The sequence below is a fragment of the Streptomyces sp. NPDC006624 genome, assembly GCF_040611555.1.
In the GTDB taxonomy this organism is placed as follows: Bacteria; Actinomycetota; Actinomycetes; order Streptomycetales; family Streptomycetaceae; genus Streptomyces.
On record NZ_JBEXOM010000002.1, the window covers coordinates 311,682 to 336,945 of the forward strand.

22 protein-coding genes are annotated in these 25,264 nt (G+C 74.7%); 13 read left to right on the forward strand and 9 right to left on the reverse strand.

Translation table 11 applies throughout. The features are described from left to right. Positions 1 to 40: 40 nt before the first annotated feature. Positions 41 to 616, reverse strand: a complete 576-nt coding sequence (locus ABZY20_RS05060; RefSeq protein ID WP_356436676.1) for a DUF4383 domain-containing protein — start codon at positions 614 to 616, stop codon at positions 41 to 43. Positions 617 to 686: 70 nt separating this feature from the next. After that, entirely contained in the window at positions 687 to 1,202 is a 516-nt protein-coding gene (locus ABZY20_RS05065; protein WP_356436679.1) for a MarR family transcriptional regulator, read from the reverse strand. A gap of 74 nt (positions 1,203 to 1,276) precedes the next feature. Between ABZY20_RS05065 and ABZY20_RS05070 the strand changes: the two genes are divergently transcribed. The 7 genes from ABZY20_RS05070 to ABZY20_RS05100 all read left to right on the forward strand — a co-directional run bounded on the left by ABZY20_RS05070 (position 1,277) and on the right by ABZY20_RS05100 (position 11,335). After that, positions 1,277 to 3,418: an MMPL family transporter gene (locus ABZY20_RS05070; RefSeq protein WP_356436682.1), complete on the forward strand. Its 2,142-nt coding sequence runs from the start codon at positions 1,277 to 1,279 to the stop codon at positions 3,416 to 3,418. Positions 3,419 to 3,531: 113 nt separating this feature from the next. Further along, complete coding sequence (locus ABZY20_RS05075) at positions 3,532 to 5,100, forward strand: SDR family oxidoreductase (RefSeq protein ID WP_356436684.1); 1,569 nt, start codon at positions 3,532 to 3,534, stop codon at positions 5,098 to 5,100. A gap of 37 nt (positions 5,101 to 5,137) precedes the next feature. After that, the gene (locus ABZY20_RS05080) at positions 5,138 to 6,511 is read left to right on the forward strand and encodes a deoxyribodipyrimidine photo-lyase (RefSeq protein ID WP_356436687.1); all 1,374 of its coding nucleotides are present in this window, start codon (positions 5,138 to 5,140) and stop codon (positions 6,509 to 6,511) included. Positions 6,512 to 6,654: 143 nt separating this feature from the next. Then, positions 6,655 to 7,797 carry a polyprenyl synthetase family protein gene (locus tag ABZY20_RS05085; protein WP_356436690.1) on the forward strand — a complete coding sequence of 381 codons (1,143 nt, stop codon included), beginning with the start codon at positions 6,655 to 6,657 and terminating at the stop codon, positions 7,795 to 7,797. Further along, positions 7,794 to 9,365, forward strand: coding sequence for a phytoene desaturase (locus ABZY20_RS05090; RefSeq protein WP_356436693.1), 1,572 nt, complete (start codon positions 7,794 to 7,796; stop codon positions 9,363 to 9,365). Before ABZY20_RS05085 ends, ABZY20_RS05090 begins: the two co-directional genes overlap by 4 nt. After that, positions 9,352 to 10,335 carry a phytoene/squalene synthase family protein gene (locus ABZY20_RS05095; protein ID WP_356436696.1) on the forward strand — a complete coding sequence of 328 codons (984 nt, stop codon included), beginning with the start codon at positions 9,352 to 9,354 and terminating at the stop codon, positions 10,333 to 10,335. Before ABZY20_RS05090 ends, ABZY20_RS05095 begins: the two co-directional genes overlap by 14 nt. Next, on the forward strand, positions 10,328 to 11,335 hold the full coding sequence (locus ABZY20_RS05100) for a DUF5914 domain-containing protein (protein WP_356436699.1): 1,008 nt from the start codon (positions 10,328 to 10,330) through the stop codon (positions 11,333 to 11,335). Before ABZY20_RS05095 ends, ABZY20_RS05100 begins: the two co-directional genes overlap by 8 nt. A 450-nt stretch (positions 11,336 to 11,785) precedes the next feature. On the opposite strand, the gene ABZY20_RS05105 is transcribed toward ABZY20_RS05100, so the two are convergent. The 4 genes from ABZY20_RS05105 to ABZY20_RS05120 all read right to left on the reverse strand — a co-directional run bounded on the left by ABZY20_RS05105 (position 11,786) and on the right by ABZY20_RS05120 (position 17,093). Beyond that, positions 11,786 to 13,384, reverse strand: coding sequence for an FAD-dependent oxidoreductase (locus tag ABZY20_RS05105; RefSeq protein ID WP_356436702.1), 1,599 nt, complete (start codon positions 13,382 to 13,384; stop codon positions 11,786 to 11,788). Beyond that, on the reverse strand, positions 13,381 to 14,217 hold the full coding sequence (locus ABZY20_RS05110) for a class I SAM-dependent methyltransferase (RefSeq protein WP_356436705.1): 837 nt from the start codon (positions 14,215 to 14,217) through the stop codon (positions 13,381 to 13,383). Before ABZY20_RS05110 ends, ABZY20_RS05105 begins: the two co-directional genes overlap by 4 nt. Beyond that, positions 14,214 to 15,434 carry a lycopene cyclase family protein gene (locus ABZY20_RS05115; RefSeq protein WP_356436708.1) on the reverse strand — a complete coding sequence of 407 codons (1,221 nt, stop codon included), beginning with the start codon at positions 15,432 to 15,434 and terminating at the stop codon, positions 14,214 to 14,216. Before ABZY20_RS05115 ends, ABZY20_RS05110 begins: the two co-directional genes overlap by 4 nt. Positions 15,435 to 15,911: 477 nt before the next feature. After that, positions 15,912 to 17,093 carry a MerR family transcriptional regulator gene (locus ABZY20_RS05120; protein WP_356436711.1) on the reverse strand — a complete coding sequence of 394 codons (1,182 nt, stop codon included), beginning with the start codon at positions 17,091 to 17,093 and terminating at the stop codon, positions 15,912 to 15,914. Between the two features lie 160 nt (positions 17,094 to 17,253). On the opposite strand from ABZY20_RS05120, the gene ABZY20_RS05125 reads away from it, so the two are divergent. The 4 genes from ABZY20_RS05125 to ABZY20_RS05140 all read left to right on the forward strand — a co-directional run bounded on the left by ABZY20_RS05125 (position 17,254) and on the right by ABZY20_RS05140 (position 19,850). Continuing rightward, complete coding sequence (locus ABZY20_RS05125; protein WP_356436714.1) at positions 17,254 to 17,859, forward strand: sigma-70 family RNA polymerase sigma factor; 606 nt, start codon at positions 17,254 to 17,256, stop codon at positions 17,857 to 17,859. A gap of 107 nt (positions 17,860 to 17,966) precedes the next feature. Continuing rightward, the gene (locus ABZY20_RS05130; protein ID WP_356436717.1) at positions 17,967 to 18,797 is read left to right on the forward strand and encodes a DUF4397 domain-containing protein; all 831 of its coding nucleotides are present in this window, start codon (positions 17,967 to 17,969) and stop codon (positions 18,795 to 18,797) included. Continuing rightward, positions 18,790 to 19,482 (forward strand): class F sortase, encoded by a 693-nt coding sequence (locus tag ABZY20_RS05135; protein WP_356436720.1) that lies wholly within the window; start codon positions 18,790 to 18,792, stop codon positions 19,480 to 19,482. The genes ABZY20_RS05130 and ABZY20_RS05135 overlap by 8 nt, the downstream gene beginning before the upstream one ends. Further along, complete coding sequence (locus ABZY20_RS05140) at positions 19,482 to 19,850, forward strand: hypothetical protein (protein WP_356436723.1); 369 nt, start codon at positions 19,482 to 19,484, stop codon at positions 19,848 to 19,850. The genes ABZY20_RS05135 and ABZY20_RS05140 overlap by 1 nt, the downstream gene beginning before the upstream one ends. 248 nt (positions 19,851 to 20,098) lie before the next feature. On the opposite strand, the gene ychF is transcribed toward ABZY20_RS05140, so the two are convergent. Next, positions 20,099 to 21,187 (reverse strand): redox-regulated ATPase YchF, encoded by a 1,089-nt coding sequence (gene ychF / locus ABZY20_RS05145; RefSeq protein WP_356436725.1) that lies wholly within the window; start codon positions 21,185 to 21,187, stop codon positions 20,099 to 20,101. A 169-nt stretch (positions 21,188 to 21,356) separates the two neighbouring features. On the opposite strand from ychF, the gene ABZY20_RS05150 reads away from it, so the two are divergent. After that, complete coding sequence (locus ABZY20_RS05150) at positions 21,357 to 21,947, forward strand: DUF6542 domain-containing protein (RefSeq protein WP_356436728.1); 591 nt, start codon at positions 21,357 to 21,359, stop codon at positions 21,945 to 21,947. Between the two features lie 151 nt (positions 21,948 to 22,098). Here ABZY20_RS05150 and ppgK read toward each other — a convergent pair whose 3' ends face one another. Both ppgK and ABZY20_RS05160 read right to left on the reverse strand, forming a co-directional pair. Beyond that, complete coding sequence (gene ppgK, locus ABZY20_RS05155) at positions 22,099 to 22,845, reverse strand: polyphosphate--glucose phosphotransferase (protein ID WP_356436731.1); 747 nt, start codon at positions 22,843 to 22,845, stop codon at positions 22,099 to 22,101. A 68-nt stretch (positions 22,846 to 22,913) separates the two neighbouring features. Then, on the reverse strand, positions 22,914 to 23,939 hold the full coding sequence (locus ABZY20_RS05160) for a 4-hydroxy-3-methylbut-2-enyl diphosphate reductase (protein ID WP_356436734.1): 1,026 nt from the start codon (positions 23,937 to 23,939) through the stop codon (positions 22,914 to 22,916). Between the two features lie 110 nt (positions 23,940 to 24,049). Here ABZY20_RS05160 and xseA point away from each other — a divergent pair, with 110 nt between their 5' ends. After that, positions 24,050 to 25,258: an exodeoxyribonuclease VII large subunit gene (xseA, locus tag ABZY20_RS05165; protein ID WP_356436736.1), complete on the forward strand. Its 1,209-nt coding sequence runs from the start codon at positions 24,050 to 24,052 to the stop codon at positions 25,256 to 25,258. Positions 25,259 to 25,264: the final 6 nt, after the last annotated feature.

Consider the following 25,264-nt stretch of genomic DNA (forward strand, 5'->3'; position numbering starts at 1 on the left):
GTCCGGCCCCCGGACGTCCGGGCGGGGGAGCGCACGGACGTCAGTCCAGCACGCGCCGTTCGCCGTCCGCGTCGCCGGCTCCCGTCGCCGTGGGCAGCGGGCGCGGGGCCCCGGGCGGTCCGGACAGGGCGGCCGCACGGCGTTCCCGCGCCGCCGCCTGCTCGGGATGCCTGCGGCGCCAGTAGGGGTTGTCGGGCGAGAGCTTGCTGGAGACCCGGCCGTACATGCCGAACGTGGCGATGACCAGCCCCATCACGAAGCTGAAGATCACGTTGGTCATGCCGAAGTCGAGGATGTTCGCCGGGCGGTCGAGCACGAAGATGTGCGCGAAGCCGCTCAGGACGAACAGCGTGCCGACCGTCATGTTCAGGGTCGACGCGAAGTTGCCGCCGATCGCCGCGCCCACGAGCAGCGCCAGTCCGACCACGGTCGAGATGACGCTCAGCGCCACGTTGGTGGTCATGCCGGCGATCGTTCCCGAGGTGTTGAAGGGGCTCAGGGCGTCGGCGAAGCCGAGGGCCGCGAACACCAGGAGCACCAGGCCGCAGAAGCCGGCGCCGTACCGGTAGACGGTCGCCAGGTGGTGGTCGACCGGAAGTTCGTCTCGTAGCTTCATGCACCTGTTTCGCCGGGTATGACCGGAACGGATGCGGTGGGCCGGAACGGATGCGGTGGGCCGGGGGGACTCAGTCCGACTCGCGGCGCAGCAGGGCCAGCTCCGCGTTCATCTCGGCGAGGAAGCGGATGACCACCCGCAGTTCCTCGGGGCTGAAGCGGCCGCGGGCCGCGTCGGTGCTGCGGGCCAGCGGGCGGAAGTAGTCCCGGGCCAGGACCCGGGCCGCCTCCGCGTAGTGCAGGTGCACGACGCGACGGTCCCCGGCGTCCCGGACGCGGCGGATGTGACCGGCCCGTTCCAGCCGGTCCAGGCACGCGGTCACCGCGCCGGAGGTGAGGTTGAGCCGCCGGCGCAGACGGCCGGGCGTCATGGGCCCCTCCCCCGCCTCGGGGTCCGCCTCTGCCTCGGCGTCCAGGATCGCGATCAGCGCCTGCATGTCGGTCAGGTGCAGCCCGTGCGCCCGGGCGAACTCCTCGGCGATGCGGTTGAACTCGCCGTTCATCCGGCGCAGCAGAACGGCGAAGCCGTGCAACCCGATCGGGTCGTCAGCCGGAAGAGATGCCGTGGGCGCACCGGAACCGCTCATGCCCCCACCCTAGTATCTCTCGATGATTGAGATACTTTATGAGTGAGTAAATTCGTCTACGGCTTGGGATGCGCATGAGTACCGCACAGCGTTGGGCCCGGCGGCTCGTACCGCTCGCTCTCCTTCTCGTCTGGCTGGGGGTGGGCGGCACACTCGGCCCGTACGCGGGCAAGCTCGGCGAGGTGGCAACCAACGACCAGGCCGCCTTCCTGCCCCGCAGCGCCGAGTCCACGAAGGTGCTGGAGGCCCGCGAGGCCTTCGACCAGTCCGAGACCCTGCCGGCCGTGGTGGTCTGGACGGCGGACGGGCAGCGCCTGACAGCGGACCAGCAGGCCGACGCCACCCGTGCCGTCGCCGCGCTCGCCGGTGAGCCCGGAGTCGTGGACCGGCCCTCCCCCGCCCTGCTCTCGGACGACCAGGAGGCCATGCAGGCGGTCGTCCAGCTGGAACCCGACCTGGGCGAGGAGCTGCCCACGGCCCTCGAGGCGGTGCGCGCCGCGGCCGGGGAGGTGCCCGGCACCACGGCGCAGATCGCCGGCCCCGCGGCCAGCCAGGCCGACCTGTCCGACGCCTTCGCGGGCATCGACGGACTGCTGCTGGGCGTGGCCCTGGGCGCCGTGCTGCTCATCCTGCTGCTCGTCTACCGCAGCGTCCTGCTGCCGTTCCTGATCATCCTGAGCTCGGTCTTCGCCCTGGGCCTCGCCTGCGCCGTGGTGTACGCGCTGGCCGACCGGGACGTGGTCCGGGTCGACGGCCAGGTGCAGGGCATCCTGTCGATCCTGGTGATCGGCGCCGCCACCGACTACGCGCTGCTGCTGGCCGCGCGCTTCCGTGAGGAACTCGCCGTGCGCGGGGACCGGGCCGCGGCGGCGACGGCCGCGGTGCGCCGCTCGTTCGGCGCGATCACCGCCAGCGCCGCGACCGTGGCGCTCGGGCTGCTGGCCCTGCTCGCCAGCGACCTGACCAACAACCGGGCCCTCGGGCCGGTGGGCGCCATCGGCATCGTCTGCGCCGTGCTCACCACGCTCACCTTCCTGCCGGCCGTGCTGGCCCTGCTGGGCCGCACCGCCTACTGGCCGTCCAAGCCGAAGGCGCCGGAGGACTCCGCGCAGGGCAGCGGCGTGTGGCGCCGGGTCGCCGCGACGGTGGACGGCCGGCCGCGCCGTACCTGGGTGCTGACCGCGCTGATCCTCGCCGTCTTCGCGGCCTTCTCTCCCTCGCTGTCCTCCAAGGGCGTGCCGCTCGACGAGATCTTCGTCAACGACGCGCCCTCGGTGGCCGCACAGGCCACCCTCGGCGAGCACTTCCCCGGCGGGTCCGGCAACCCGGCCGTGATCATCGCCGACGCCGACCGGGCCGCCGAGGTGACGGCCGCCGCGAAGGGCACCGAGGGCGTCGCGGCGGCGAGCGCCGTCTCCGCCTCCGGGCGGCCCGGAGGCGGTGAACCGCTCGTGGCGGACGGGCGGGTGCTGATCAACGCCACGCTGAAGGCCTCGGCGGACAGCGACGCGGCCAAGGACACCGTGGAGCGGCTGCGCACCCAGGTGCACGCGGTCCCCGGCGCCGACGCGCTGGTCGGCGGGTACACCGCGCAGCAGTACGACACCCAGCAGACGGCCGCCCGCGACCGGACGCTCATCGTGCCGATCGTGCTCGCGGTCATCCTGCTGATCCTGATGGTGCTGCTGCGCTCCCTGCTCGTGCCGGTGCTGCTGGTGGCGACCGTGGGGCTCAACTTCCTCGCCACGCTCGGGGTGTCGGCGCTCGTCTTCGAGCAGCTGCTCGGCTTCAGCGGCACGGACGCCTCGGTTCCGCTGTACGGCTTCGTGTTCCTGGTGGCGCTGGGCGTCGACTACAACATCTTCCTGATGTCCCGGGTCCGGGAGGAGGCGCTCACCCACGGCAACCGGATCGGGGTGCTGCGCGGTCTGACCACGACCGGCGGGGTGATCACCTCGGCGGGCGTGGTGCTCGCCGCGACCTTCGCCGCGCTCATGGTGATCCCGCTGGCGTTCCTGGTGCAGATCGCCTTCATCGTCGCCTTCGGGGTGCTGCTCGACACGCTCGTGGTCCGCTCCCTGCTGGTGCCCGCGCTGATGATCGACATCGGGCCGCGGGCGTGGTGGCCGAGTTCCCTGGCCCGCCGCGCCCCGCAGGAGGCGGACGCCTCCCGCCCGGCCCCGCGGGAAGCGGACGCCGGTACTCCCTCCGGCTGAATCACGCGCGGCGCCTGTGTCGTGCATCCGGGAAGGCCGCCGACCGGGAAGTCTTCAGGGCGGGGCCGTGATTCCTTCAGCACGGCACAGGCGTCGACGAGGGAGGCACGACCATGGAGACGGACGGGCAGCGGTTGCACTGTCTGGTCACCGGGGCGTCCGGGTACATCGGCGGGCGCCTGGTGCCGGAGCTGCTGCAGGCGGGCCACAGCGTCCGGTGCCTGGCCCGCTCCCCCGGCAAACTCCGCGACCACCCCTGGGCGCCGCAGGTCGAGACCGTCCAGGGGGACGTCACCGACGCGGAGTCCGTCGCCGCCGCGATGCGCGGTGTCGACGTGGCCTACTACCTGGTGCACGCCCTCGGGTCGGGCTCCGGGTTCGAGGAGACCGACCGGGAGGCCGCCCGCGTCTTCGCCGAGCAGGCGCGGACCGCGGGCGTGCGGCGGATCGTCTACCTCGGCGGGCTCACCCCGCGCGACGTGCCCGAGCAGTTCCTCTCCCCCCACCTGCGCTCCAGGGCGGAGGTGGGGCGGATCTTCCTCGACGGGCAGGTGCCCACCACCGTGCTGCAGGCGGCCGTCGTCATCGGCTCCGGGTCGGCGTCGTTCGAGATGCTGCGCTACCTCACCGAGCGGCTGCCCGTCATGGTCACCCCCAGCTGGGTGCACACCCGCACGCAGCCGATCGCCGTGCGGGACGTGCTGCGCTACCTCGTCGGGTCGGCGACCATGCCGCCCGACGTGGACCGGGCCTTCGACATCGGCGGCCCCGACGTCCTCACCTACCGGGAGATGATGCTGCGCTACGCCGCCGTCGCCGGGCTGCGGCGGCGCTTCATCGTGCCGATCCCGGTCCTCACCCCGCGGCTGTCCAGTCACTGGGTCGGCCTCGTCACCCCGGTGCCCGCCTCGATCGCCCGGCCGCTGACCGAGTCGCTGCGGCACGAGGTCGTGTGCCGCGAGCACGACATCGCCCGCTACGTGCCGGACGGCGCGGGCCGGCCGATGCCGTTCGACGAGGCCCTGTCCCTCGCGCTGCGCAGGGTGCGCGAGGCGGACGTGTCCACCCGCTGGTCCTCGGCCTCCGTCCCCGGGGCGCCGAGCGACCCCCTGCCCACCGACCCCGACTGGGCGGGCGGCAGCCTCTACGAGGACGAGCGGCACCGGCCCGTCGACGCCTCACGCGAGGCCCTGTGGAAGGTGATCGAGGGCATCGGCGGCGACAACGGCTGGTACTCCTCCCCGCTGGCCTGGGCGGTCCGGGGCTGGCTCGACCGGTTCGTCGGCGGGGTCGGACTGCGCCGCGGGCGGCGCGACACCCAGCACCTGCGGGTCGGCGACTCGCTCGACTTCTGGCGCGTCGAGGAGATCGAGCCGGGCCATCTGCTGCGGCTGCGCGCCGAGATGCGGCTGCCCGGCCTGGCCTGGCTGGAGATGTACGCCGAGACCGACGACGCCGGCCGCACCCGCTACCGGCAGCGGGCCCTGTTCCACCCCCGCGGCCTGCTGGGCCACGCCTACTGGTGGAGCGTCGCCCCGTTCCACTCCGTGGTGTTCGGCGGCATGGCCCGCAACATCGCCCAAGCCGCGGCCGACGGCACGAGCGGACGCGGGGCGGTCGCGCGCGCCCCGCGCATCCGGCGGGCCCTGACCGGCCGAAAGACCGGGCAGAGACAGACGTGATCCCGTCTGACCGCATCACCGCACCAGGAGTGACACCATGACCGTCGCGGTCGTCCTGTTCACCTCGGACCTGCGCGTGCACGACCATCCGCCGCTGCGGGCCGCGCTGGCGGCGGCGGACGAGGTGGTGCCGCTGTTCGTCCGCGACCCCGCCGTGCGCGCGGCCGGCTTCGACGTGCCCAACCGCGCCGCCTTCCTCGCCGACTGCCTGGCCGACCTCGACGCCTCGCTGCGCCGGCGCGGCGGGCGGCTGGTGGTGCGCTCCGGACCGGTCGCCCGCGAGGTCCGCGCGGTCGCCGCCGCCTGCGGCGCCGGGGAGGTGCACCTGGCCGCGGGCATCACCGGCTACGCCCACCGCCGCGAGGAGCGGCTGCGCGAGGAACTCGGCGCCGACGGCGTCGCGCTGCGGGTGCACGACACCGTGACCACCGCCGTCGCCCCGGGAGCCGTGACACCGGCCGGCTCCGACCACTTCTCCGTGTTCACGCCCTACTTCCGCCGCTGGTCGCAGCAGTCGCCGAGGGATCCGCTGCCCGCGCCGCGCACCGTGCGCGTCCCCGACGCGGCGCGCGGCGAGGAACTGCCCGCGCGCCCGGACGCCGAGGGGGTGTCCCCGGACCTCCCGCCCGGCGGGGAGACCGCGGGGCGCGAACGCTTCTCGGCGTGGGCGGCGGCGGGTCTGTCCGGGTACGCGGACCGGCACGACGACCTGGCCGGTGACGCCACCTCACGCCTGTCGCCCTACCTGCACTTCGGGGCGCTCTCGCCGGTGGAACTCGTGCACCGGGCCCGCGAGAAGGGCGGGCCCGGTGCCGAGGCGTTCGTACGGCAGCTGTGCTGGCGCGACTTCCACCACCAGGTCCTGGCGGCCCGGCCCGACGCCTCCGTGCGCGACTACCGCACCCGCGAGGACCGGTGGCGCGGCGAGGACGAGGCGGCCGAGGACATCGCCGCGTGGCGCGAGGGCCGTACCGGCTATCCGATGGTCGACGCGGGCATGCGCCAGCTGCGCCGGGAGGGCTGGATGCACAACCGGGCCCGGCTGCTGGTGGCGAGCTTCCTGACGAAGACGCTGTACGTGGACTGGCGGATCGGCGCGCGGCACTTCCTGGACCTGCTGGTGGACGGCGACATCGTCAACAACCAGCTGAACTGGCAGTGGGTGGCCGGCACCGGCACCGACACCCGCCCGCACCGGGTCCTCAACCCCGTGCTGCAGGGCAAGCGCTACGACCCGGAGGGCACCTACGTACGCCGGTGGGTGCCCGAACTGGCGGACGTGCGGGGCAACGCGGTGCACGAGCCCTGGCGGCTCCCGGCGGACCGGCGTGCCGGGCTCGGCTACCCGGAGCCGCTCATCGACCTCGGCGACGGGCTGGCCCGCTTCAGGGCCGCCCGCGGACGCGACTGAGCGGCCCGGGCCGTGGCCGGGGAACCCGCGTCCGGGAAAGGGAGCCGGCGCGTAGCGGAGGCGCCGCGCTCCGGCGCATCCAAAACGCCGCTCCCCATGGAAGCACTGATGTTCGGATGACCGGAAGCGAGAAGGGGTTGCGCATGCTTGGACCGCGGCCGACGACGGCCGGACCGGCGGAGACGGTCGACGCCCCGCTCACCGCTCAGGAGGCCACGCTCGCCGTGGAGCACGTCCTGCATCAGGTGCTCGACGTGCGGCTGCGGCAGGCCCGTGAGACCGACGCGCTGTTCGCCCGGGACATGGCGGAGCGCGTCGCCGCGTTCACCGGGCGCGGCGGCAAGCGGCTGCGCACGGCGTTCGTGTGGTGCGGCTGGCGGGCCGCGGGCGGTACGGGCGACCCGACGGCGGTCCTGCGCCTGGCGGCCGCCCTCGAACTGCTCCAGGCCTGCGCCTTGATACACGATGACGTGATGGACGGATCGCCCCTGCGCCGGGGCGCTCCCGCGATGCACGTGGAGTTCGCCCGCGGGCACCGGACCGGCCTGACGAACGGCTCCGCGGAGTCGTTCGGGACGTCGGCCGCCGTGCTCGCGGGCGACCTGGCCCTGGCCTGGGCGGACGACCTGCTGACGGAGACGGCGCTCGGTGTGCCGCAGGGCCCGCAGCTGTACGCCGAGTGGCGGGCGATGCGCACCGAGATGGTCGCCGGGCAGTACCGCGACCTGAACGCCCAGGCGGGCGGCTCGTCCTGCGCCGAGGAGGCGCTGACCATCGCCGTCCTCAAGAGCGCCCTGTACACGGTCGCGCGGCCCCTCGCCCTGGGCGCCGCGCTGGCCGGCGCCGACACCGGCGCCCTGGGCGCGCTGCGGGCGGCCGGCCGGTGCGCGGGGCTGGCCTTCCAGCTGCGCGACGACCTCCTCGGCGCCTTCGGCGACCCGGCCCGGACCGGGAAGCCCGCCGGTGACGACCTGCGCCACCGCAAGCTCACCCCGCTCCTCGCCGTGGCGGTCCGGCTCGCCGAGGCCGCCGGTGATCAGGAGGCCGCCGCGGTGCTCGCCCCGGGCGCGGGCGCCCGGGCGGGGCGGACCGTCGAGCGGATGCGGGCGGCGCTGGAACGGACGGGCGCCCGCGCGGAGGTCGAGGCGCGGATCGAGGAACTGGCGGCGGCCGGCCTGGGGCACTTCGAGGCCGTGACCGCCGCCCCCGACGTGCGGCGGGAGTTCGCCGCCCTGGTGGAACGGGCCGCGGGCGTCGCCCCGCGCCCCGCCGAGGAGCTGGTATGAGGACCGTGTCGGGGCCGACGGATCACGTCGTCGTGGTGGGCGCCGGTCTGTCCGGCCTGGCGTGCGCCCTGCATCTGCTGGGCGCCGGCCGCCGGGTCACGCTCGTCGAACGGGACTCCGGCCCGGGCGGCCGGGCCGGGCAGGTGCGGATGGGCGCGTACCAGGTCGACACCGGGCCCACGGTGCTGACGATGCCCGACCTGGCCGACGAGGCCTTCGCGGCCGTCGGCGACCGCCTCGACCGGCACGTCGAGCTGGTGGCCCTGCACCCCGCCTACCGGGCGGGCTTCGCGGACGGGACCTCGCTCGACGTGCACACCGACGGCGAGGCGATGGAGGCGGAGGTGCGGCGCTTCGCCGGACCGGCCGAGGCGGCGGGCTACCGCAGGCTGCGGGAGTGGCTGGAGCGGCTCTACCGGGCGCAGATGCGCCGTTTCATCGACACCAACTTCGACTCGCCGTTCCAGCTGCTGCACCCCGACCTGGCCCGGCTGGCGGCGCTCGGCGGCTTCGGGCGCCTGGACAGCCGGATCGGCCGCTTCCTGCACGACGAGCGCCTGCGGCGGGTGTTCTCCTTCCAGGCCCTGTACGCCGGGGTCGCCCCGGCCCGGGCGCTCGCGGCCTACGCGGTGATCGCCTACATGGACACCGTCGCCGGTGTCTGGTTCCCCAAGGGCGGCATGCACGCGCTGCCCCGCGCGATGGCCGACGCGGCGGCCGGTGCCGGGGCCGAGCTGCGCTGGTCGGCCGAGGTGAGCTCGCTGGAACGCTCGGCGGGCCGGGTGCGGGCCGTCCGCCTCGCCTCGGGCGAGCGCATCCCCTGCGACGCGGTGGTGCTGACCTGCGAACTGTCCACCGCGCACCGGCTGCTGGGCCGGGCACCGCGGCGCCCGGTGCCGCTGCGGCACTCGCCGTCCGCGGTGATCCTGCACGCCGGAACCGACCGCACCTGGTCCCATCTCGCCCACCACACGCTGTCCTTCGGCGCCGCGTGGGAGCGCACCTTCGACGAACTGACCCGCTCGGGCACGCTGATGAGCGACCCGTCCCTGCTGATCACCCGCCCGACGGCGCACGACCCCTCCCTCGCACCACCGGGCCGCCACCTGCACTACGTCCTCGCGCCCTGCCCCAACACCGACGTCGGCCCCTCCGCCGCCGACTGGCGCGACCTGGGCCCGCGCTACCGCGACAGCCTGGTCGCCGAGCTGGAGCGCCGCGGCCTGGACGGGTTCGCGGACAGCGTCGAGGAGGAGCAGCTGGTGACCCCGCTCGACTGGACGGCCCAGGGCCACGCGGCGGGCACCCCGTTCTCGGTCTCCCACACCTTCGCCCAGACCGGCCCGTTCCGGCCGCGCAACCTGGTCCGCGGGCTGGACAACGTCGTGCTCGCCGGCTGCGGGACCACGCCCGGTGTCGGCGTGCCGACGGTGCTCATCAGCGGCAAGCTCGCCGCCGCCCGCGTCACCGGCGGCGCGGGACGCCGCCCCACGGTGTCCCGGCCGCGCCCGGTCCTGAAGGACCTCCCGGCCACCCCGACCGGGGCAGGTGCCCATGACCCGTCGTGAACTGGACGCCGCCGGGATCACCGACCCCGGCCTGCGCTCCGACTACACCCGGTGCCGGCGGCTCAACGCCCGCCACGGCCGGACCTACTTCCTCGCCACGCGCCTGCTGCCGCTGGAGCGCCGCTCCGCGGTGCACGCGCTGTACGGCTTCGCCCGCTGGGCCGACGACATCGTCGACGACCTGGACCGGCGCCTGACACCCGAGGAACGGGACCTGATGCTGAAGCGGCTGGAGGGCGACCTCGCGCACGCGCTCCGCTCCGGCGGCGGGACCGAGCCGGTGGTCCGGGCGGTGGCCGACACCGCCGGCCGGTACGGCATCGAGGTGGAGCTGTTCGCCGACTTCCTCGCCTCGATGCGCGCCGACCTGACCGTCACGGACTACCCGACCTACGCCGACCTGCGGGCCTACATGCACGGCTCGGCGGCGGTGATCGGGCTGCAGATGCTGCCCGTGCTCGGCACGGTCGTCCCGCGCGAGGAGGCCGCGCCGCACGCGGCGGCCCTCGGGGTGGCGTTCCAGCTCACCAACTTCCTGCGGGACGTCGGCGAGGACCTGGACCGCGGGCGGATCTACCTGCCCGCTGACCTGCTCGCCGCGCACGGCGTGGACCGGCCGCTGCTGGAGTGGTCCCGGCGCACCGGGCGCCGGGACCCGCGCATCCGGGCGGCGCTCGTCGCGGCCGAGGCCATGACCAGGGACGTGTACCGGGAGGCGGAGCCGGGCATCGCGATGCTCGACCCGCGGGTGCGTCCCTGCATTGCCGCCGCGTACACGCTGTACGGCGGCATCCTGGACGAGGTGGCACGGCACGACTACACGGTGGTGCACCGCCGCGCGGTGGTGCCGCGCCGCCGCCGGGCGGCCGTCGCGGCGGCCGGGGTGCTGAAGGTGGCCGGCGCGCGATGGCGCCCGGTCCCCGCGGCGGACCAGGGCGCACTGGAACGGAAAGGACCGTCTCGTGGCTGACCGAGCGGACAAGGCCGGCTGGACGTCACCGCTGCGGCGGCGCCGCGGCCCGGGCTGGTCGGAGCAGGAGCCGACCTGGCGCGCGGCGCGTCCGGCGCTGATCGCCGACGCGCTGAAACGGGCCTCGGCCCGGCCCTGCGGGAACTGGTTCGTCGTCGGCGCCTCCCGGGACGTCCGCCCGGGCAGGCCCTACGGCAGGACCGTCGGCGGCGTCGAGGTGGTGCTGTGGCGCTCGGAGTCGGGCGACCTGCGCGCGGGCCCGGGGGCCTGCCCGCACCTCGGCGCTCCGCTGCGGGACAGCCGGGTGGTGTGCGGCACGCTGGTCTGCCACTGGCACGGACTCGCCCTGGACGGCGGCTCCCCGTTCGCCGGCTGGCAGCCGTACCCCGTCCACGACGACGGGGTGCTGGTGTGGGTGCGGCTGGACGGGGTCGGCGGCGAGGAGCCGACGGAGCGCCCCGTGATCCCCGAGCGCCCCGCGACGGGCACCGGGGTGGACGCGGTGTACACGGCGGTCGGCCGCTGCGAACCGCAGGACGTCGTGGCCAACCGGCTCGACCCGTGGCACGGGTCCTGGTTCCACCCGTACTCCTTCGTCGACCTGACGGTCGCCCGGGAACCGCAGGGCGAGGAGGACGACACCTTCGTCGTCGACGTCTCCTTCCGGGTGGCGGGCCGTCTGGTCGTGCCGGTGCGCGCCGAGTTCACCGCGCCGGAGCCGCGCACCGTCCTGATGCGCATCACCGACGGCGAGGGCGCCACCTCGGTGGTGGAGACGCACGCCACGCCGCTGACCGGCCCGGCCGACAAGACACCGCGGACGGCGGTGGTCGAGGCCGTGATCGCCACCTCGGACCGCCGCGGCTTCGCCCTGGCCCGGGCCGCGGCCCCCGCGCTGCGCCCCCTGATGCGGTACACCGCCGGACGCCTGTGGCGCGACGACCTCGCCTACGCCGAACGCCGCTGGACCCTGCGCAGCACCGGCCGCTTCCCCGGCTGAGGCGCCTCGATCGGACCCCGCCCCGCCCGTCACGGCCTCGACGACGGGGCGGGGTCTCCTCGTGTGGGTGTCCGGGTCCGGTCAGGGCGGGTGGCCGGTCAGGGCGGTTGGGGTGCGCGGGGCGCGGGTGGCAGCGGCGGGGCGAGGCCCCCTCGCGTGCCTTCACGCCGGCTGCGGCGGCATGGCGGGACGGGAGCCCCGCTCGCTCCGTCGCGCGGGGTGCCGTGGCACGGCGGCAGCGGCGGGACGGGGGCCCTGATCGGCCCGCCACGCCGCGTGCAGGCGTACGGCCCCGGCGGTGGGGGTCGGCGGGCGTCCGTCACCCCCGTCCGGCCGCCCGGCCTCAGCCGTGGAGCGAGGACCCCTGCGGCCACTCCCCGGGCCAACCCCCGGTCGGACACCCACCCCGCCCGTCACGACCTCCTCGGCGGGGCAGGGCCCCGCCTTCCGTCACTGCCCGTGCGGTGGCACCGCGGCACCGGTGGGGCGGCGGCCCGCGAGTGCGCCGAGTGCTCTCAGCGCCGGGGAGCGGCCCGCGCGCGGGACGGTCCACAGCACCTGGCCGCGGACGCCCCAGCCGGCGAGCAGGGCGTTGGACGCCAGGAAACCGGTGGTGGCGGCCCGTTCCATCAGTGCCACGGGCAGGTCGCAGCGGATTCCGTCGCCGGCCAGCGTCAGCCACGGGTGCGGGGTCGTCACCGTGGGACGGCGGTGGTGGGTGCCGACGGGGAAGTGCGGGCAGTCCGAGCGCCACTCGTGCCGGACGTCGACGATGCCCGCCTCGCGGGTCTCCGGGTACACCCGCCGCAGCTGTGCGAGGAGTTCGTCCTGCACGGTCTCCGGGTCGGCCCCGTCGGGGACGGCGTAGGCGTGCAGCTCCACCACCGATCCCCCGTTCTTCGCGGCCCAGCCCTCGGCCTCGCCCTCGTAGCGGTCCAGGACGCTGATGTTGTCCAGGCCGCCGTAGCCGCTGGTGCCGAGGAAGCCGGGGCGGTCGGCGCGGACCGGGCGGTCGAGCCAGAACCGGGAGACGAGGAAGGACGGGGCGGTGCGCAGGGCGGCGACGTCGTCGCGCCAGGCGCCGGTGCCCAGGGCGGGCGAGCCGGCGACGACCTGCCGCAGCCCGCCGGTGTCCAGGGCGAGCACCACCGCGTCGTGCCGGTCGGTGCCGGCGTCGGTGCGCACCTCGGCTCCCCCGGCGCCGGCCGGGTCCACGCCGAGCACGGCGGTGCCGGTGCGCACGTCCGCACCGAGCCGCTCCAGGTAGGCGCCGAGCGGCTCCCACAACGCCTGCGGGAAGGGCTCGTCGGGCACGTCGAACAGCAGCCCTTCCGCCGAGCCGAGGAAGTAGATGTGGAACATCAGCATCAGCTCGGCGGCGGACAGTTCGCGCGGGTCGGCGAAGAAGCTGCGCGAGAACACCTCGAAGGCCAGGTGGTGCGCGGCCTCGGGGAAGCGGACGCTGTCCAGGAAGCCGGCCGCGCTGATCCCGTCGAACCGCTCGTACACCTCCGGCACGCGCACGTCGAGCAGCGGCAGTGCCGCCCGGGCGTCCAGGGCGGTGAGGTCGCGCCAGCCGAAGGTGGGGCTGAGGGCGACGAAGCCGAGGGCGCTGAAGGGCGGGGTGCGCGGGACGCGGGCGAAGCTGTCGGTCAGGCCGCCGCTGTGCTGCAGGGGGTAGTCGGGCAGCGGGGTCAGGCGCGCAAGGGCGGGGTCGGTCCTGCGCAGCAGGCCGCGCAGGTTGTAGTACTGGCGGAAGAAGGCGTGGAAACCGCGGCTCATGGTCACGTCCGAGCCGTCCGCGAGCCGGGTGCGGTGGCCGGCCAGGCGTCCGCCGAGGGACTCCTCGCGTTCGTAGAGGGTCACCCGGGCGCCGCGTTCGGCGAGTCCGGTGGCCGCCGCGAGACCGGCGATGCCGCCGCCCACCACGGCCACCGAGGGCGTGTCCCCGGGCGCGAAGCGGTCCCGGCCGGGCGCGGGCATCAGGACCTCGGCCCTGCGGTCCCGGCCGCGCCGGGCGGGGGCGGTGCGTGCGGTGCGGGTGCTCATCGGCCGGCCTCCACGGCGGGAGCCGCCGGCGAGGCCGCCTGCGGCGCGGGCGCCCTGGTCGTCTCCGGAGCCGTCACCGAAGCCGTCACCGAGGCCGTCTCCGGGGCCGTCTCCGGGGCCGTCGTCGCGGAGCCGTTGCGGGCGACGAAGGTGTGCGTGATGCCGGTCTGCCATCCGGCGAGGGGCAGGGCGCGCGCGTCGTCGAACCCGGCCCGGGCGAGCCGGCCGGTGAACGCGTCGGCGGTGTCGAAGTCGAGGACGCTGCGCCACAGGTGGTGGTACAGGTCCCGGTCACCGGTGAGGGTGCCCGCCGGGATGATCACGCCCTGGCACACCGCCGTCCACAGCGCGCGGTGTGCCGGGGAGCCGCCGAGGCTGTACTCGTGGACGGCGAGGCGCCCGCCCGGCCGCAGCAGGGTCCGCACCGTGCGCAGGACGCCGTCCGGGTCGGTGACGTTGCGGAACAGGTAGGCGGCGAAGACCGCGTCGAAGGGGCCTTCACCGGCTGTCGCGAGTTCCTCGGCGCTCAGGTGCAGGAACCGCACGCCGTCGGGCCACGGCTTGGCCAGCGCCCGGCGCAGCATCCCCGAGGAGGCGTCCACGGCGGTGATCCGGGCGCGGGGCGCGACCCGCAGCAGGGCCCGGGTGGAGGCGCCGGTGCCGCAGCCCAGGTCGAGCAGGTGCAGCCCGGCCCCGTCCCGGGGCAGCCGCAGCCGGCGGGCGGAGCGGAGCAGGTCGGCGCGGTAACCGGGGCTGAGGGCCGTGAGCCGGTCGTAGGTGCGGGACGCGTGGTCGAAGGCGTGGGCCAGCTCGTGGTCGCGCAGCAGGGTCATCGAGGGCTCTCTCCGGTTCGTGGGACGGGGTGGGTGCGGCGGGGCAGGAAGGGCACTTCGAGCGCGGTGCGCAGCATCGGGCCCACGGGGGTGCGCAGTCCGATGCCCCATTCCTCGCGGAACGAGGTGGCACCGTCCAGGAAGCGCAGCAGGCGGTGTGCCGGGGTCCGGCGGAACAGGTCGGTGAAGAACGCGGGGCCGTCGATGCGGCCGGTGTCCAGGGCCCGCAGCAGCACCGCGTCCATGAAGAGCGCCCGCCGCCCGTGGGGCGGCGGCACACGGCCGTCGCCGTCCCGCAGGGCGGCGGCGACGGCCCGGCTGTGCCGCTGCACCGCGGCGAAGGTGTAGCCGGTGGCGGGGCGGGTCGCACCGCCCGCCGTCCCGATCCGGAAGACGGCTTCGCCGGTCCGCCGGGGGAAGCGCGCGTCGGTCATGGGGATGACCCCCTCCTCGGCCGACTCCACGGTGAACGCGCCCAGGCCCAGCACCTCGCGGGCGTAGTGCCCGAGCGCGGCCTCGTACGCCGCGGTGGTCAGCGGGGCCCGGGAGAACTCGGTGTACTCGACGAGCGCGCGGTCGGGGGCGAGCGGAAGCACGTAGCCGAAGGCCAGTCCGTGCGGCGGCTGGGGCACCCGGAAGTCCATCAGGTCGGCGACGCCGGGGTCGAACCGGTCGGTGCCGGTGCGCACGAACCAGCCGCGGAAGTGCTGCAGCAGCTGGGTGCGGGCCGGCGGCAGGGCGGGCAGGGGCCGTGAGTCGAACACGCGCCGGGCGCGCAGGGTCAGTGTCCGGCCGCCGGGTTCGGTGCAGCGGACCTCGGCTCCGCCGGGCACGTCGCGCACGGTTCCGGCCGTGGCGCGCAGCAGCCGCCCGCCGGGCGCGTGCGCGAGCCGGGCGTGCACCAGCCGTTCGAAGGCGGCGGACCGCACCATGCGGTACCGCGCGGGCGCCGGGTCGACGGTGAGGGCGGCGCCGTCGGGGCCGTGCACCCGCAGCAGGGGCCAGCGGGCGGCCACCGCGTCCTCGAAGTCGCCGTCGCCGTCGCCGTCGTCCCAGTAGCACCAGGTGCGCTCCGCGGGGCGCCCGGGCCCGTCCGGCGGCTCCACGACGGTGACGGTGGCGGCGCCGGTCCCGAGCAGCCGGTTCGCGAGACTGAGTCCGGCGGCGCCGCCTCCGACGATCACCACGTCGGACGTGGCTTCGGCCCCCGGGCTCACCGGTCCCCGCCCATGCCGGCGGACCCACCGGGCCTGCGGGCGCGCACGCCGGCGGCGGCACCGCCCCGCTCCCGGCCCGCCGGACGCAGACCCCGGTAAGTCCCGGGAGCCCGGCCCCTTCGGGAACTCCGGCCCTCCACGGGACTCGGGTCCGCTACGGAACTCCGATCCGCTACGGATCTCCGGTCCATTACGGAAGTCCGGTCCATTACGGAAGTCCGGATCGGAGTTCCGGAGTTCCAGTCCGCTCCGGAACTCCGATCCCTCCCGGTCGCCGGAACACGCGTGCCGATCACCACCACACCCCGCTCCCGGCCGTCCGGACACACGCGCCGATCACTACCACACCCCACTCCAGGCCGCCGGGCCCCACACGCCGGCCGTCAGCACACCCCACTTTCGGCCGCCGGTCCGGCGACGTGATCCATTCGCTCACCCTTCCGGACGGAGCGGGTGTTCGGATGCAGCGGGCGGCGGCTACCGCGCGACGACCGACTCCAGGAGGTTGACGGCCTCCGCGAGTCCTGTCGGGCGCGGCAGTCCCGGCAGCGTACGGCCCGCCCAGCCGGGCCCGATCGTCAGCACGACCGGCCGGCGGCGCGCGCCCCGCACACCCCACTCCATCGCGGCCACGTGCTGGGCCAGCGGCCGGCTGGCCGTCGTACGGGACTGCGCCCACAGCGCCACCGCGGCGGGCCCGGTCCTGCGCACGGCGGTGACCAGCGACTCCACGGGAAGCGCACCGCCGAACATGCGCACCGGCAGCCCGCGTTCGGCGAGGGCGGCGGCCAGCACCTCCAGCGGCAGGGTGTGGTTCTCGCCCGGCACGCACGCGAGCATCGTGAGGGCGCCCGGGCGGTCGGCAGGCGCCTGCGGGGTGCAGCGGCGCAGGGCACCGGAGACGTGCCAGGACAGGAAGTGCTCGACCTCGACGTACTTCTCGCCCGAGCTCTCCCACTTGCGGCCGACCGCCTGGAGTGTCGGCATGATCACCTCGGTCCAGGCGGCGACCAGCCCGTGCTCGTCGATCGCGGACTGGAGCAGGTCGTCCAGGGCGGCGGCGTCGAGGCGCAGGGCGGCCCGCGCGATGCCCTTGCACTCCTGGCGCACGTCACCGAGGCGCAGTCCGCTGCCCGCCCGGCTGCGGGCCCGGGCGGGTGGCCCGGGCGGCGACGCCTCGGTGGCCCCGCCCGCCGCGGCCGCCTCCGTGACCGCTCCGGCCGGGAGCGTCTCCGTGGCCTCTCCGGCCGGAGCCGTCCCGGCGGTCCGTGCGGTCCCGGCGGTCGGCGCCGTCCCGGCGATCCCTGCGGTCCCGGCGGTCCCGGCGGTCCGTGCGGTGCGGGCCGCCTCGCTGGTCCGTCCGGCCGGGGCCGCCTCGGCGGGTGCCTCGGTGAGGACCGTCCGTGCCGCCTCGGCGGGCGGTATCCCGGTCGCCGTCAGCGCGCACATCCGCTCCAGCCGTGCCACGTCGGCGGCGGTCCACCGCCGGTGCCGGCCGCCGGTGTGCGCGTCGGGCCCCAGGCCGTAGCGGCGGTCCCAGGTGCGGACCGTGGTGGGCGCGACGCCCAGCCGCCTGGCCACCTCGCCGGTGGTCAGCCCACCGCCCTGCGGCGGCCGCTCACCGGACCGTTCAGCGCTGTCCCGCTCGTGTGCACCCATGCACCCACTGTACGACGCACAAACGACGCATGTTGAGTTGCGTCGATTGTGCGCCGAACACTGGGCACCAGAGCAAGGTCGCGGCGTCGAACGACGCGACCGACGCGATCGGCAGACGGCCTTCCGTCCCCGCTCGAAGCCCGGCAGGAGGAACCAGGCCATGATCACGAACACGCGACTCACCGCTCCCGCACCGCCCGTGGAGGAGACCCGGTACGAGGAGGAACTGGCCCGTGGCCTGGTCGCCGCGGACGAGGAGGCGTTCGCCGCGATCTACCGGCGCTGGGGCTCACTCGTCCACACGATGGCCACCCGACTGCTCGGCGACACGCACGAGGCGGAGGACGTGACCCAGCAGGTCTTCCTCGGCGCCTGGCACGGGCGGGCCGGTTTCCGCCCGGAGCGGGGGCCGCTCGGCGCCTGGCTGGTCGGCATCACGCGCCGCAAGATCGTCGACGCCCTGGCGGCCCGGACGCGGCGCCTGACGCTCGTCGACTCGGCCGCCCACGACCAGGGCCCGCCCCGGCACGACGAGGAGGCGCCCGACCGGGTCCTTGACCGGGTGCTGCTCGTCGACGCCCTGGCACGGCTGCCGCGCCACCAGCGGGAGGTGCTCTGCCTGGCCTTCTACGAGGACCTGACGCAGGCGCAGATCTCCGAGCGCACCGGCATGCCCCTGGGGACGGTCAAGAGCCACGCGCGCCGCGGTCTGCACCGGCTGCGCCAGACCGTCGAGCAGACCGCGGTCCACGACACGGATCTGTAGCCGCGGCGAACCCGCCACGCCGTTCGCGCATCCGGGGCGGCACCCACCTCCGAAACAGGGCTGAGACTCCGCACCGTACGGAGGCTCCGTTCGAAGGGATGATTCACATGACCTCCCACATCCGCCTCGCCATCGCCGCCTCCGCCGGAGCCTGCGCCCTGGCCCTCGGCACGACCGCCCCCGCCCTGGCCGCCGAGGACTCCGACAAGGCCATGGTGTCCGTCTTCCACGGCATCCCCGGGCTGACGGTCGACGTGTACGCCAACGGCGACGAACTTCTCAGCGACTTCAAGCCCGGCACGGTGACGGACGCCCAGTCCCTCCCCGCCGGCACCTATGACATACAGATCTTCGAAGCGGGCAAGGGCCCGGACGGCACTCCGGCCCTGGAGAAGAAGGTGGAGGTCCCGGAGGGCGCGAACGCCACGGTCGCGGCCCACCTCTCCGCTGACGGCAAGCCGCAGCTGACGGCCTTCACCAACGACGTCTCGCAGGTCGACGCCGGCAAGTCGCGCCTGACGGTGCGCCATGTCGCGGCCGCGCCCGCCGTCGACGTCCGGGCCGGCGGGCAGCCCGTCTTCACCGATCTGACCAACCCGAAGGAGGACACCGCGGTCGTCGACGCGGGCACCGTCAACGCCGATGTGGTGCTCGCCGGTACGGACACCGTGGCCATCGGCCCGGCCGATGTGAATCTGAAGGAAGGCACCAGCAACGTCGTGTACGCCTGGGGCAGCGCCGAGGACAAGAACCTCGCCCTCGCGACCCAGACGTTCAGCGGCATGGAGTCGGCTCCCCGCTCCGTGGACGCGGGCGGCAGCGGTGCAGCCGTCACCCCGAACTCCTCCGATGCGTGGCCGGCCTGGGCCGCCGCGGCGGGCGTCATCACGGTGACGGGTGTCCTGGCGGTGCGCCGGGCCGCCGGACGGCGTGGCTGACCGCACACGACGGCTGGCCGGACTGGCCGTGGCGGCTGCCGCCCTGGCAGCCGCCGTCGGCGTTGCGGACACGCCGTCGGACCGGGCCGCTCCCCCGCCGGACTTCGCGGTCGCGCCCGCGGAGCGGGGGACGGCCCCCGAGACGAGGGCCTCGCCCGACGCGCGGCAGCGGGAGCGGGCGGCCCAGGAGGCAGCGGCCGGGACGGTGCAGGAGACACCGCCCCGGCGCGTTCTCGTTCCGGGCGTCGGCCTCGACGCCCGGGTCGAACCGGTGGGCGTGACGGACCGGGGCGACATGACCGTCCCCGACGCTCCCACCGTGGCCGGCTGGTACCGCCACGGCCCCGCGCCGGGCAGCGCCGAGGGCTCGGCCGTGCTCGTCGGGCACGTCGACACCGACACCGGCGACCTCGGCGAGTTCGCCGAACTGTACGACGTACGCCCGGGCGACCGCGTCGAGGTGCGGCGGGCCGGGGACGAGCCGGTGCGCTACCGCGTCGTCTCCCGGGTCACCGTGCCGAAGGACGAGCTGCCGTCCTCGGTGTTCAGCCGCACCGGCGCGCCCGTCCTCACCCTCATCACCTGTGCTCCGCCGTTCGAGCCCGAGCGCGGGGGCTACCAGTCCAACCTCGTGGTCACGGCGGAGCCCGTCGACTCCCGGGGTCCGGGGAACAGGAGGGCGTAGTGGCCCATGTAGAGCCCGCGCACCTGGTGGAACTGGCGCTGGGAAACGCCGCGCCGGGCGGGGAACTCGCCGACGCCCTGCGCCACGTCGAGCAGTGCGACCACTGCCGGTACGAGCTGCGGATGATGACCCGCGTGGTGACCGCCGCCCGCACGGCCCAGCTGGTGGACCTGCCGGCCGCGCCCCCGGAACACGTCTGGCAGCGGATCTCCCGGGAGCTCTCCCCCGGGTCCGCCCCGCCCCGGCCGCCCGCCGGGCCCCTCGACCCCGCCAGACGACGACTCCTCACCGCGCTCGCACTGGCGCTGGCCGCACTCGCCGCGGCCTCGGCGGCAGCCGCCCGCCGCTGCCGCGGGGGCCGCCCGTAGCCGTCCGGATCGGGGCCAGGGCGGTCCGCTCAAGACCTGCCCGGAGTTCCCCTGCCCGGAGCTCAGTGGGGGCAGCGGGCCGCGCCTCGAGCAGCCGCCGCGTCCACGGGCGGGCACAGGACCACCGGCACCGGGACGAGCGAAGCGCGAAGGGCCCGGCTCCAGCGAAGCGCGAAGGGCCCGGCTCCGACGAGCCGGGGCCCTACCGGCCGGCGCACGCGGCACCGGCGACGTGGACGGTGTCGCACCTACACGTTGAAGCGGAACTCCACCACGTCCCCGTCCTGCATCACGTAGTCCTTGCCCTCCATCCGGGCCTTCCCCTTCGCGCGGGCCTCCGCGACCGAGCCCGTCTCCACCAGGTCCTCGAAGGAGATGACCTCGGCCTTGATGAAGCCCTTCTGGAAGTCCGTGTGGATGACGCCGGCCGCCTCGGGGGCCGTGGCGCCCTTCTTGATGGTCCAGGCGCGGGACTCCTTGGGGCCGGCCGTCAGGTAGGTCTGCAGGCCGAGCGTGCGGAAGCCGACGTGCGCGAGGGTGGCGAGGCCGGGCTCCTCCTGGCCGACGGACTGCAGGAGCTCCAGCGCCTCGTCCTCGTCGAGCTCGGCGAGGTCCGCCTCCAGCTTGGCGTTGAGGAAGATCGCCTCGGCCGGGGCGACCAGGGCCCGCTGCTCGTTCTTGAAGTCCTCGTCGATCAGCTCGTCCTCGTCGACGTTGAAGACGTAGAGGAACGGCTTGGTGGTGAGCAGGTGCAGGTCGTGCAGGGGCTCGTTGCGCTCGGTGCCCTGGACGATGCCGTGCGCGAAGAGCGTGTCGCCCTTCTCCAGGATCTCCTTGGCCTCCTCGACGGCCTTCACCTTCGCCGCCAGGTCCTTCTTGATGCGCGACTCCTTCTGGAGCCGGGGCAGGACCTTCTCGATCGTCTGCAGGTCCGCGAGGATCAGCTCGGTGTTGATCGTCTCGATGTCGTCCTTGGGCGAGACCTTGCCGTCGACGTGCACGACGTTCTCGTCCTTGAAGGCACGGATGACCTGGCAGATCGCGTCGGACTCGCGGATGTTCGCGAGGAACTTGTTGCCCAGGCCCTCGCCCTCGCTCGCGCCGCGCACGATGCCCGCGATGTCGACGAAGTCGACGGTCGCCGGGAGGACCCGCTGCGAGGAGAAGATCTCCGCCAGTTTCGTCAGGCGGGGGTCGGGGACGCCGACCACACCGACGTTGGGCTCGATCGTGGCGAACGGGTAGTTGGCCGCCAGCACGTCGTTCTTGGTCAGGGCGTTGAACAGGGTCGACTTGCCGACGTTGGGCAGGCCGACGATTCCGATCGTGAGCGACACGTTGCGACTTCCCGTGAGTGGAGAGGGCATGAGGGCCAGGAGACCGGCCGATCCACCAGTCTACGGCGTGTCCGGAACCGGCCCGGCGGCGTATCGAACGCTTGGCCAAGCCCGGCTCCCGGCGTGTCTGACGGGCTATTCGGCATATAGAACGACCTAAGTTGGTGCAGTGGAGCAACACAGGACGCGACCTGCCCAGTACGGACCGCGACGGGACCGGCCGAGGACGCCCCTGCCGCCGCAGCTGAAACGGCGTGCGGGCGAGGGGCCGCCGCGCCCGGCCCGGCCACCGGGGGCCCAGCGCCGTCCGGCACCGGTGCGCCGGCCCGTGCCCGCGCCGCCGGCGGCCGCCGCCGCGCGGATCCCGAACCCCCGGCTGACGGGACTGGGCAGCGGGCTGTTCTGCGGCGTGGTGATGTTCCTGCTGGGCGCGCTGTGCGCCGCGCTGTTCGGGTCGTCCCTGACCACCTACGGGGTGCTGTTCCTGCCGGTGTGCGTGCTGACAGCGGTCTGGGTGCGCCGGGGCGATCTGATGATCGCGCCGGTGGTGGTGCCGATCGCGTTCGCGGTGGGGCTGCTGCCCGTGGCCGACGGCGACGGGGGGACCGGCGGCAAGCTGATGGGGCTGTTGACGGCGCTGGCCACCCAGGCCGGTTGGCTGTACGGGGGGACCCTGATCGCCGGGCTCATCGTGATCGTCCGCCGCGTCCGGCTCGTGCGGCGGCGCAGGGCGGCGACGGGCGCCCGGCCGCCGGCCTAGCCCCCGTTCCCCCACAGCGCTCCGGCCGTCGTGTGCCCCGCGCCGGGTCCTGCGCCGCACCCGAGGCCGCCGGTCCGGCGGATCCCGGTCGACCGCGTGCCGGGTCGACTGCGTGCCGGGTCGGCCGCGTGTGCCTGGTGGCCGCGTGTGCCTAGTGGCCCGCCGCCCGCATCGCCGCCCCGACGATCCCCGCGTTGTTCTGCAGCTGCGCCGGGACGATCTCCGCCTTGATGCCCTCGATGTGGGGCAGGAACTTGTGGGCCTTGCGGCTGACGCCGCCGCCGATGATGAACAGCTCCGGCGAGAACAGCATCTCGACGTGCGCGAGGTACGGGCGCACCCGGTGCGTCGCCCAGTGCTCCCACGACAGGTCGTGGTCCTCGCGGGCCTTGCTGGAGGCCCGCTTCTCCGCGTCGTGCCCGTCGAGCTCCAGGTGGCCCAGCTCCGTGTTGGGGACCAGGACGCCGTCGACGAAGAGGGCGCTGCCGATGCCCGTGCCCAGCGTCAGCAGGATCACCGTGCCCCGCCGGCCGCGGCCCGCGCCGAAGTGCATCTCGGCGATGCCCGCCGCGTCCGCGTCGTTGACCACCGTCACCGGCAGCCCGCCCAGCCGCTCGCCGAGCAGGGCGCGCGCGTCGGTGTCGATCCAGCCGTCGTCGACGTTCGCCGCCGTGCGGATCGTGGATCCGTCCGTGACCACGCCCGGGAACGTGACCCCCACCGGGCCCGTCCAGCCGAAGTGGCCGACGACCTGCCTGACTCCGTCGGCCACCCCGTCGGGCGTGGCCGGCTGCGGGGTGAGGACCTTGAGGCGCTCCTGCGCCAGGTCGCCCTTGTCCAGGTCCACCGGGGCACCCTTGATCCCGGATCCACCGATGTCCACGCCGAAGATCTGCATGGCCCTACGTTACGTCGTACGACTGACCGTCACAGGCCGGACCGCCCTCGCGGTCCGGCCCGCCCCGATCACTCCCCGGAATCTTCACCGGACCCGGCGCCGCGCCGCTCGGCCACCAGCGCCGCCGCCTCCTCGCGCAGGTCGCGGCGGAGCTCCTTGGGCAGGGAGAACGTGATGGACTCCTCGGCCGCCTTGACGATCTCGACGTCCTCGAAGCCGCGCTGCGCGAGCCACTCCAGGACCTGCTCGACGAGGACCTCCGGGACGGAGGCGCCCGAGGTGACGCCGACGGTGGAGACGCCCTCCAGCCAGGCCTCGTCGATCTCGTCGGCGAAGTCCACGAGGTGGGCGTCGCGGGCGCCCGCGATCTTGGCGACCTCCACGAGCCGCTTGGAGTTGGAGGAGTTGCGTGAGCCGACCACGATGACCAGGTCGGACTCGGCGCCCATCTGCTTCACGGCCAGCTGCCGGTTCTGCGTGGCGTAGCAGATGTCGTCGCTGGGCGGGGAGACGAGCTGCGGGAACTTCTCCTTCAGGGCGTCGACGGTCTCCATGGTCTCGTCGACGGACAGCGTGGTCTGGGAGAGCCAGACGACCTTGGACGGGTCGCGGACCTCGACCTTCGCCACGTCGCCGGGGCCGTCGACGAGCTGGATGTGGTCGGGGGCCTCGCCGGAGGTGCCGATGACCTCCTCGTGGCCCTCGTGGCCGATCAGGAGGATGTCGTAGTCGTCGCTCGCGAAGCGGACGGCTTCCTTGTGGACCTTGGTGACCAGCGGGCAGGTGGCGTCGATGGTGGCGAGCTTGCCGCGCTCGGCCTCCTCGTGGACGACGGGGGCGACGCCGTGCGCCGAGAACATCACGATGTTGCCCGGCGGGACCTCCTCCGTCTGCTCGACGAAGATCGCGCCCTTCTTCTCCAGGGTCTGCACGACGTACTTGTTGTGCACGATCTCGTGGCGGACGTAGACCGGAGCGCCGTACTGCTCCAGCGCTTTCTCGACGGCGATCACGGCGCGGTCCACGCCCGCGCAGTAGCCCCGGGGGGCGGCGAGCAGGACACGGCGGCCAGGCGAAGCAGACATGCGTCCCATCGTAAGGCCGCGTGCGGTGGGCCGGAGATCAAGCCGGTCCCCGACGGGGCGGGGCACCGGCGCGGGGCGGCCGGCCGGTGTTGTCAGCGGCGCCCACTACTCTCGCGGGCATGGCTGTGAACACGTCCGCGGAATCGCCGCTGCCCGTCGGCGAGGTGTCGCGGCTCATCGGGGGGTGGATCGACCGGCTCGGGGCGGTGTGGGTCGAGGGGCAGATCACCCAGCTGTCGCGGCGGCCGGGCGCCGGTGTGGTGTTCCTGACGCTGCGGGACCCGTCGTACGACATCTCCGTCAGCGTCACCTGCTACCGGCAGGTCTTCGACGACGTCGCGGACGTGGTGAGCGAGGGCGCCCGGGTCGTCGTCCTCGCGAAGCCCGAGTGGTACGCCCCGCGCGGGCAGCTGTCGCTGCGGGCCTCCGAGATACGGCCCGTCGGGGTCGGGGAGCTGCTCGCGCGGCTGGAGCAGCTGAAGAAGGCGCTCGCGCGGGAGGGGCTGTTCGCGCCGGAGCGCAAGAAGCCGCTGCCGTTCCTGCCGCAGTTGATCGGGCTGGTCTGCGGGCGGGCCTCGGCGGCCGAGCGGGACGTGCTGGAGAACGCCCGGCACCGCTGGCCGGCCGTGCGCTTCGAGGTGCGCAACGTGGCCGTGCAGGGCGTGCACGCCGTGCCGCAGGTCGTGCAGGCCGTGAAGGAGCTCGACGCGCTGGACGACGTGGACGTGATCATCGTGGCCCGGGGCGGGGGCAGCGTGGAGGATCTGCTGCCGTTCTCCGACGAGCAGCTGATCCGGACGGTCGCCCAGTGCCGTACGCCGGTGGTGTCGGCGATCGGGCACGAGCCGGACAACCCGCTGCTGGACCATGTCGCCGACCTGCGCGCCTCCACCCCGACCGACGCCGCCAAGAAGGTCGTGCCGGACGTCGGCGAGGAGTACGAGCGGGTGCGCCAGCTGCGGGACCGGGCCCGGCGGTGCGTGGCGGCGCTGCTGGACCGGGAGGAGCGCGGGCTGGCGCACGCGCTGGCACGGCCGTCGATACAGGATCCGCACCGGATGATCGACGAGCGCGCCGGCCAGGTGACGGACCTGCTGGACCGCGGCCGGCGCTGTCTGCGGCACCAGCTCGACCGGGCGGACTCGGAGCTGGCGCACACGCACGCGCGCGTGGTGGCCCTCTCCCCCGCCGCGACCCTGAAGCGCGGCTACGCCGTGCTGCAGAAGGCGGACGGGCACGCCGTCCGCGACCCGGGCGAGGTGGCGGCCGGTGAGGCCCTGCGCGCGCGGGTGTCCGAGGGTGAGTTCTCCGTACGAGTGGACACATAGGGTGAG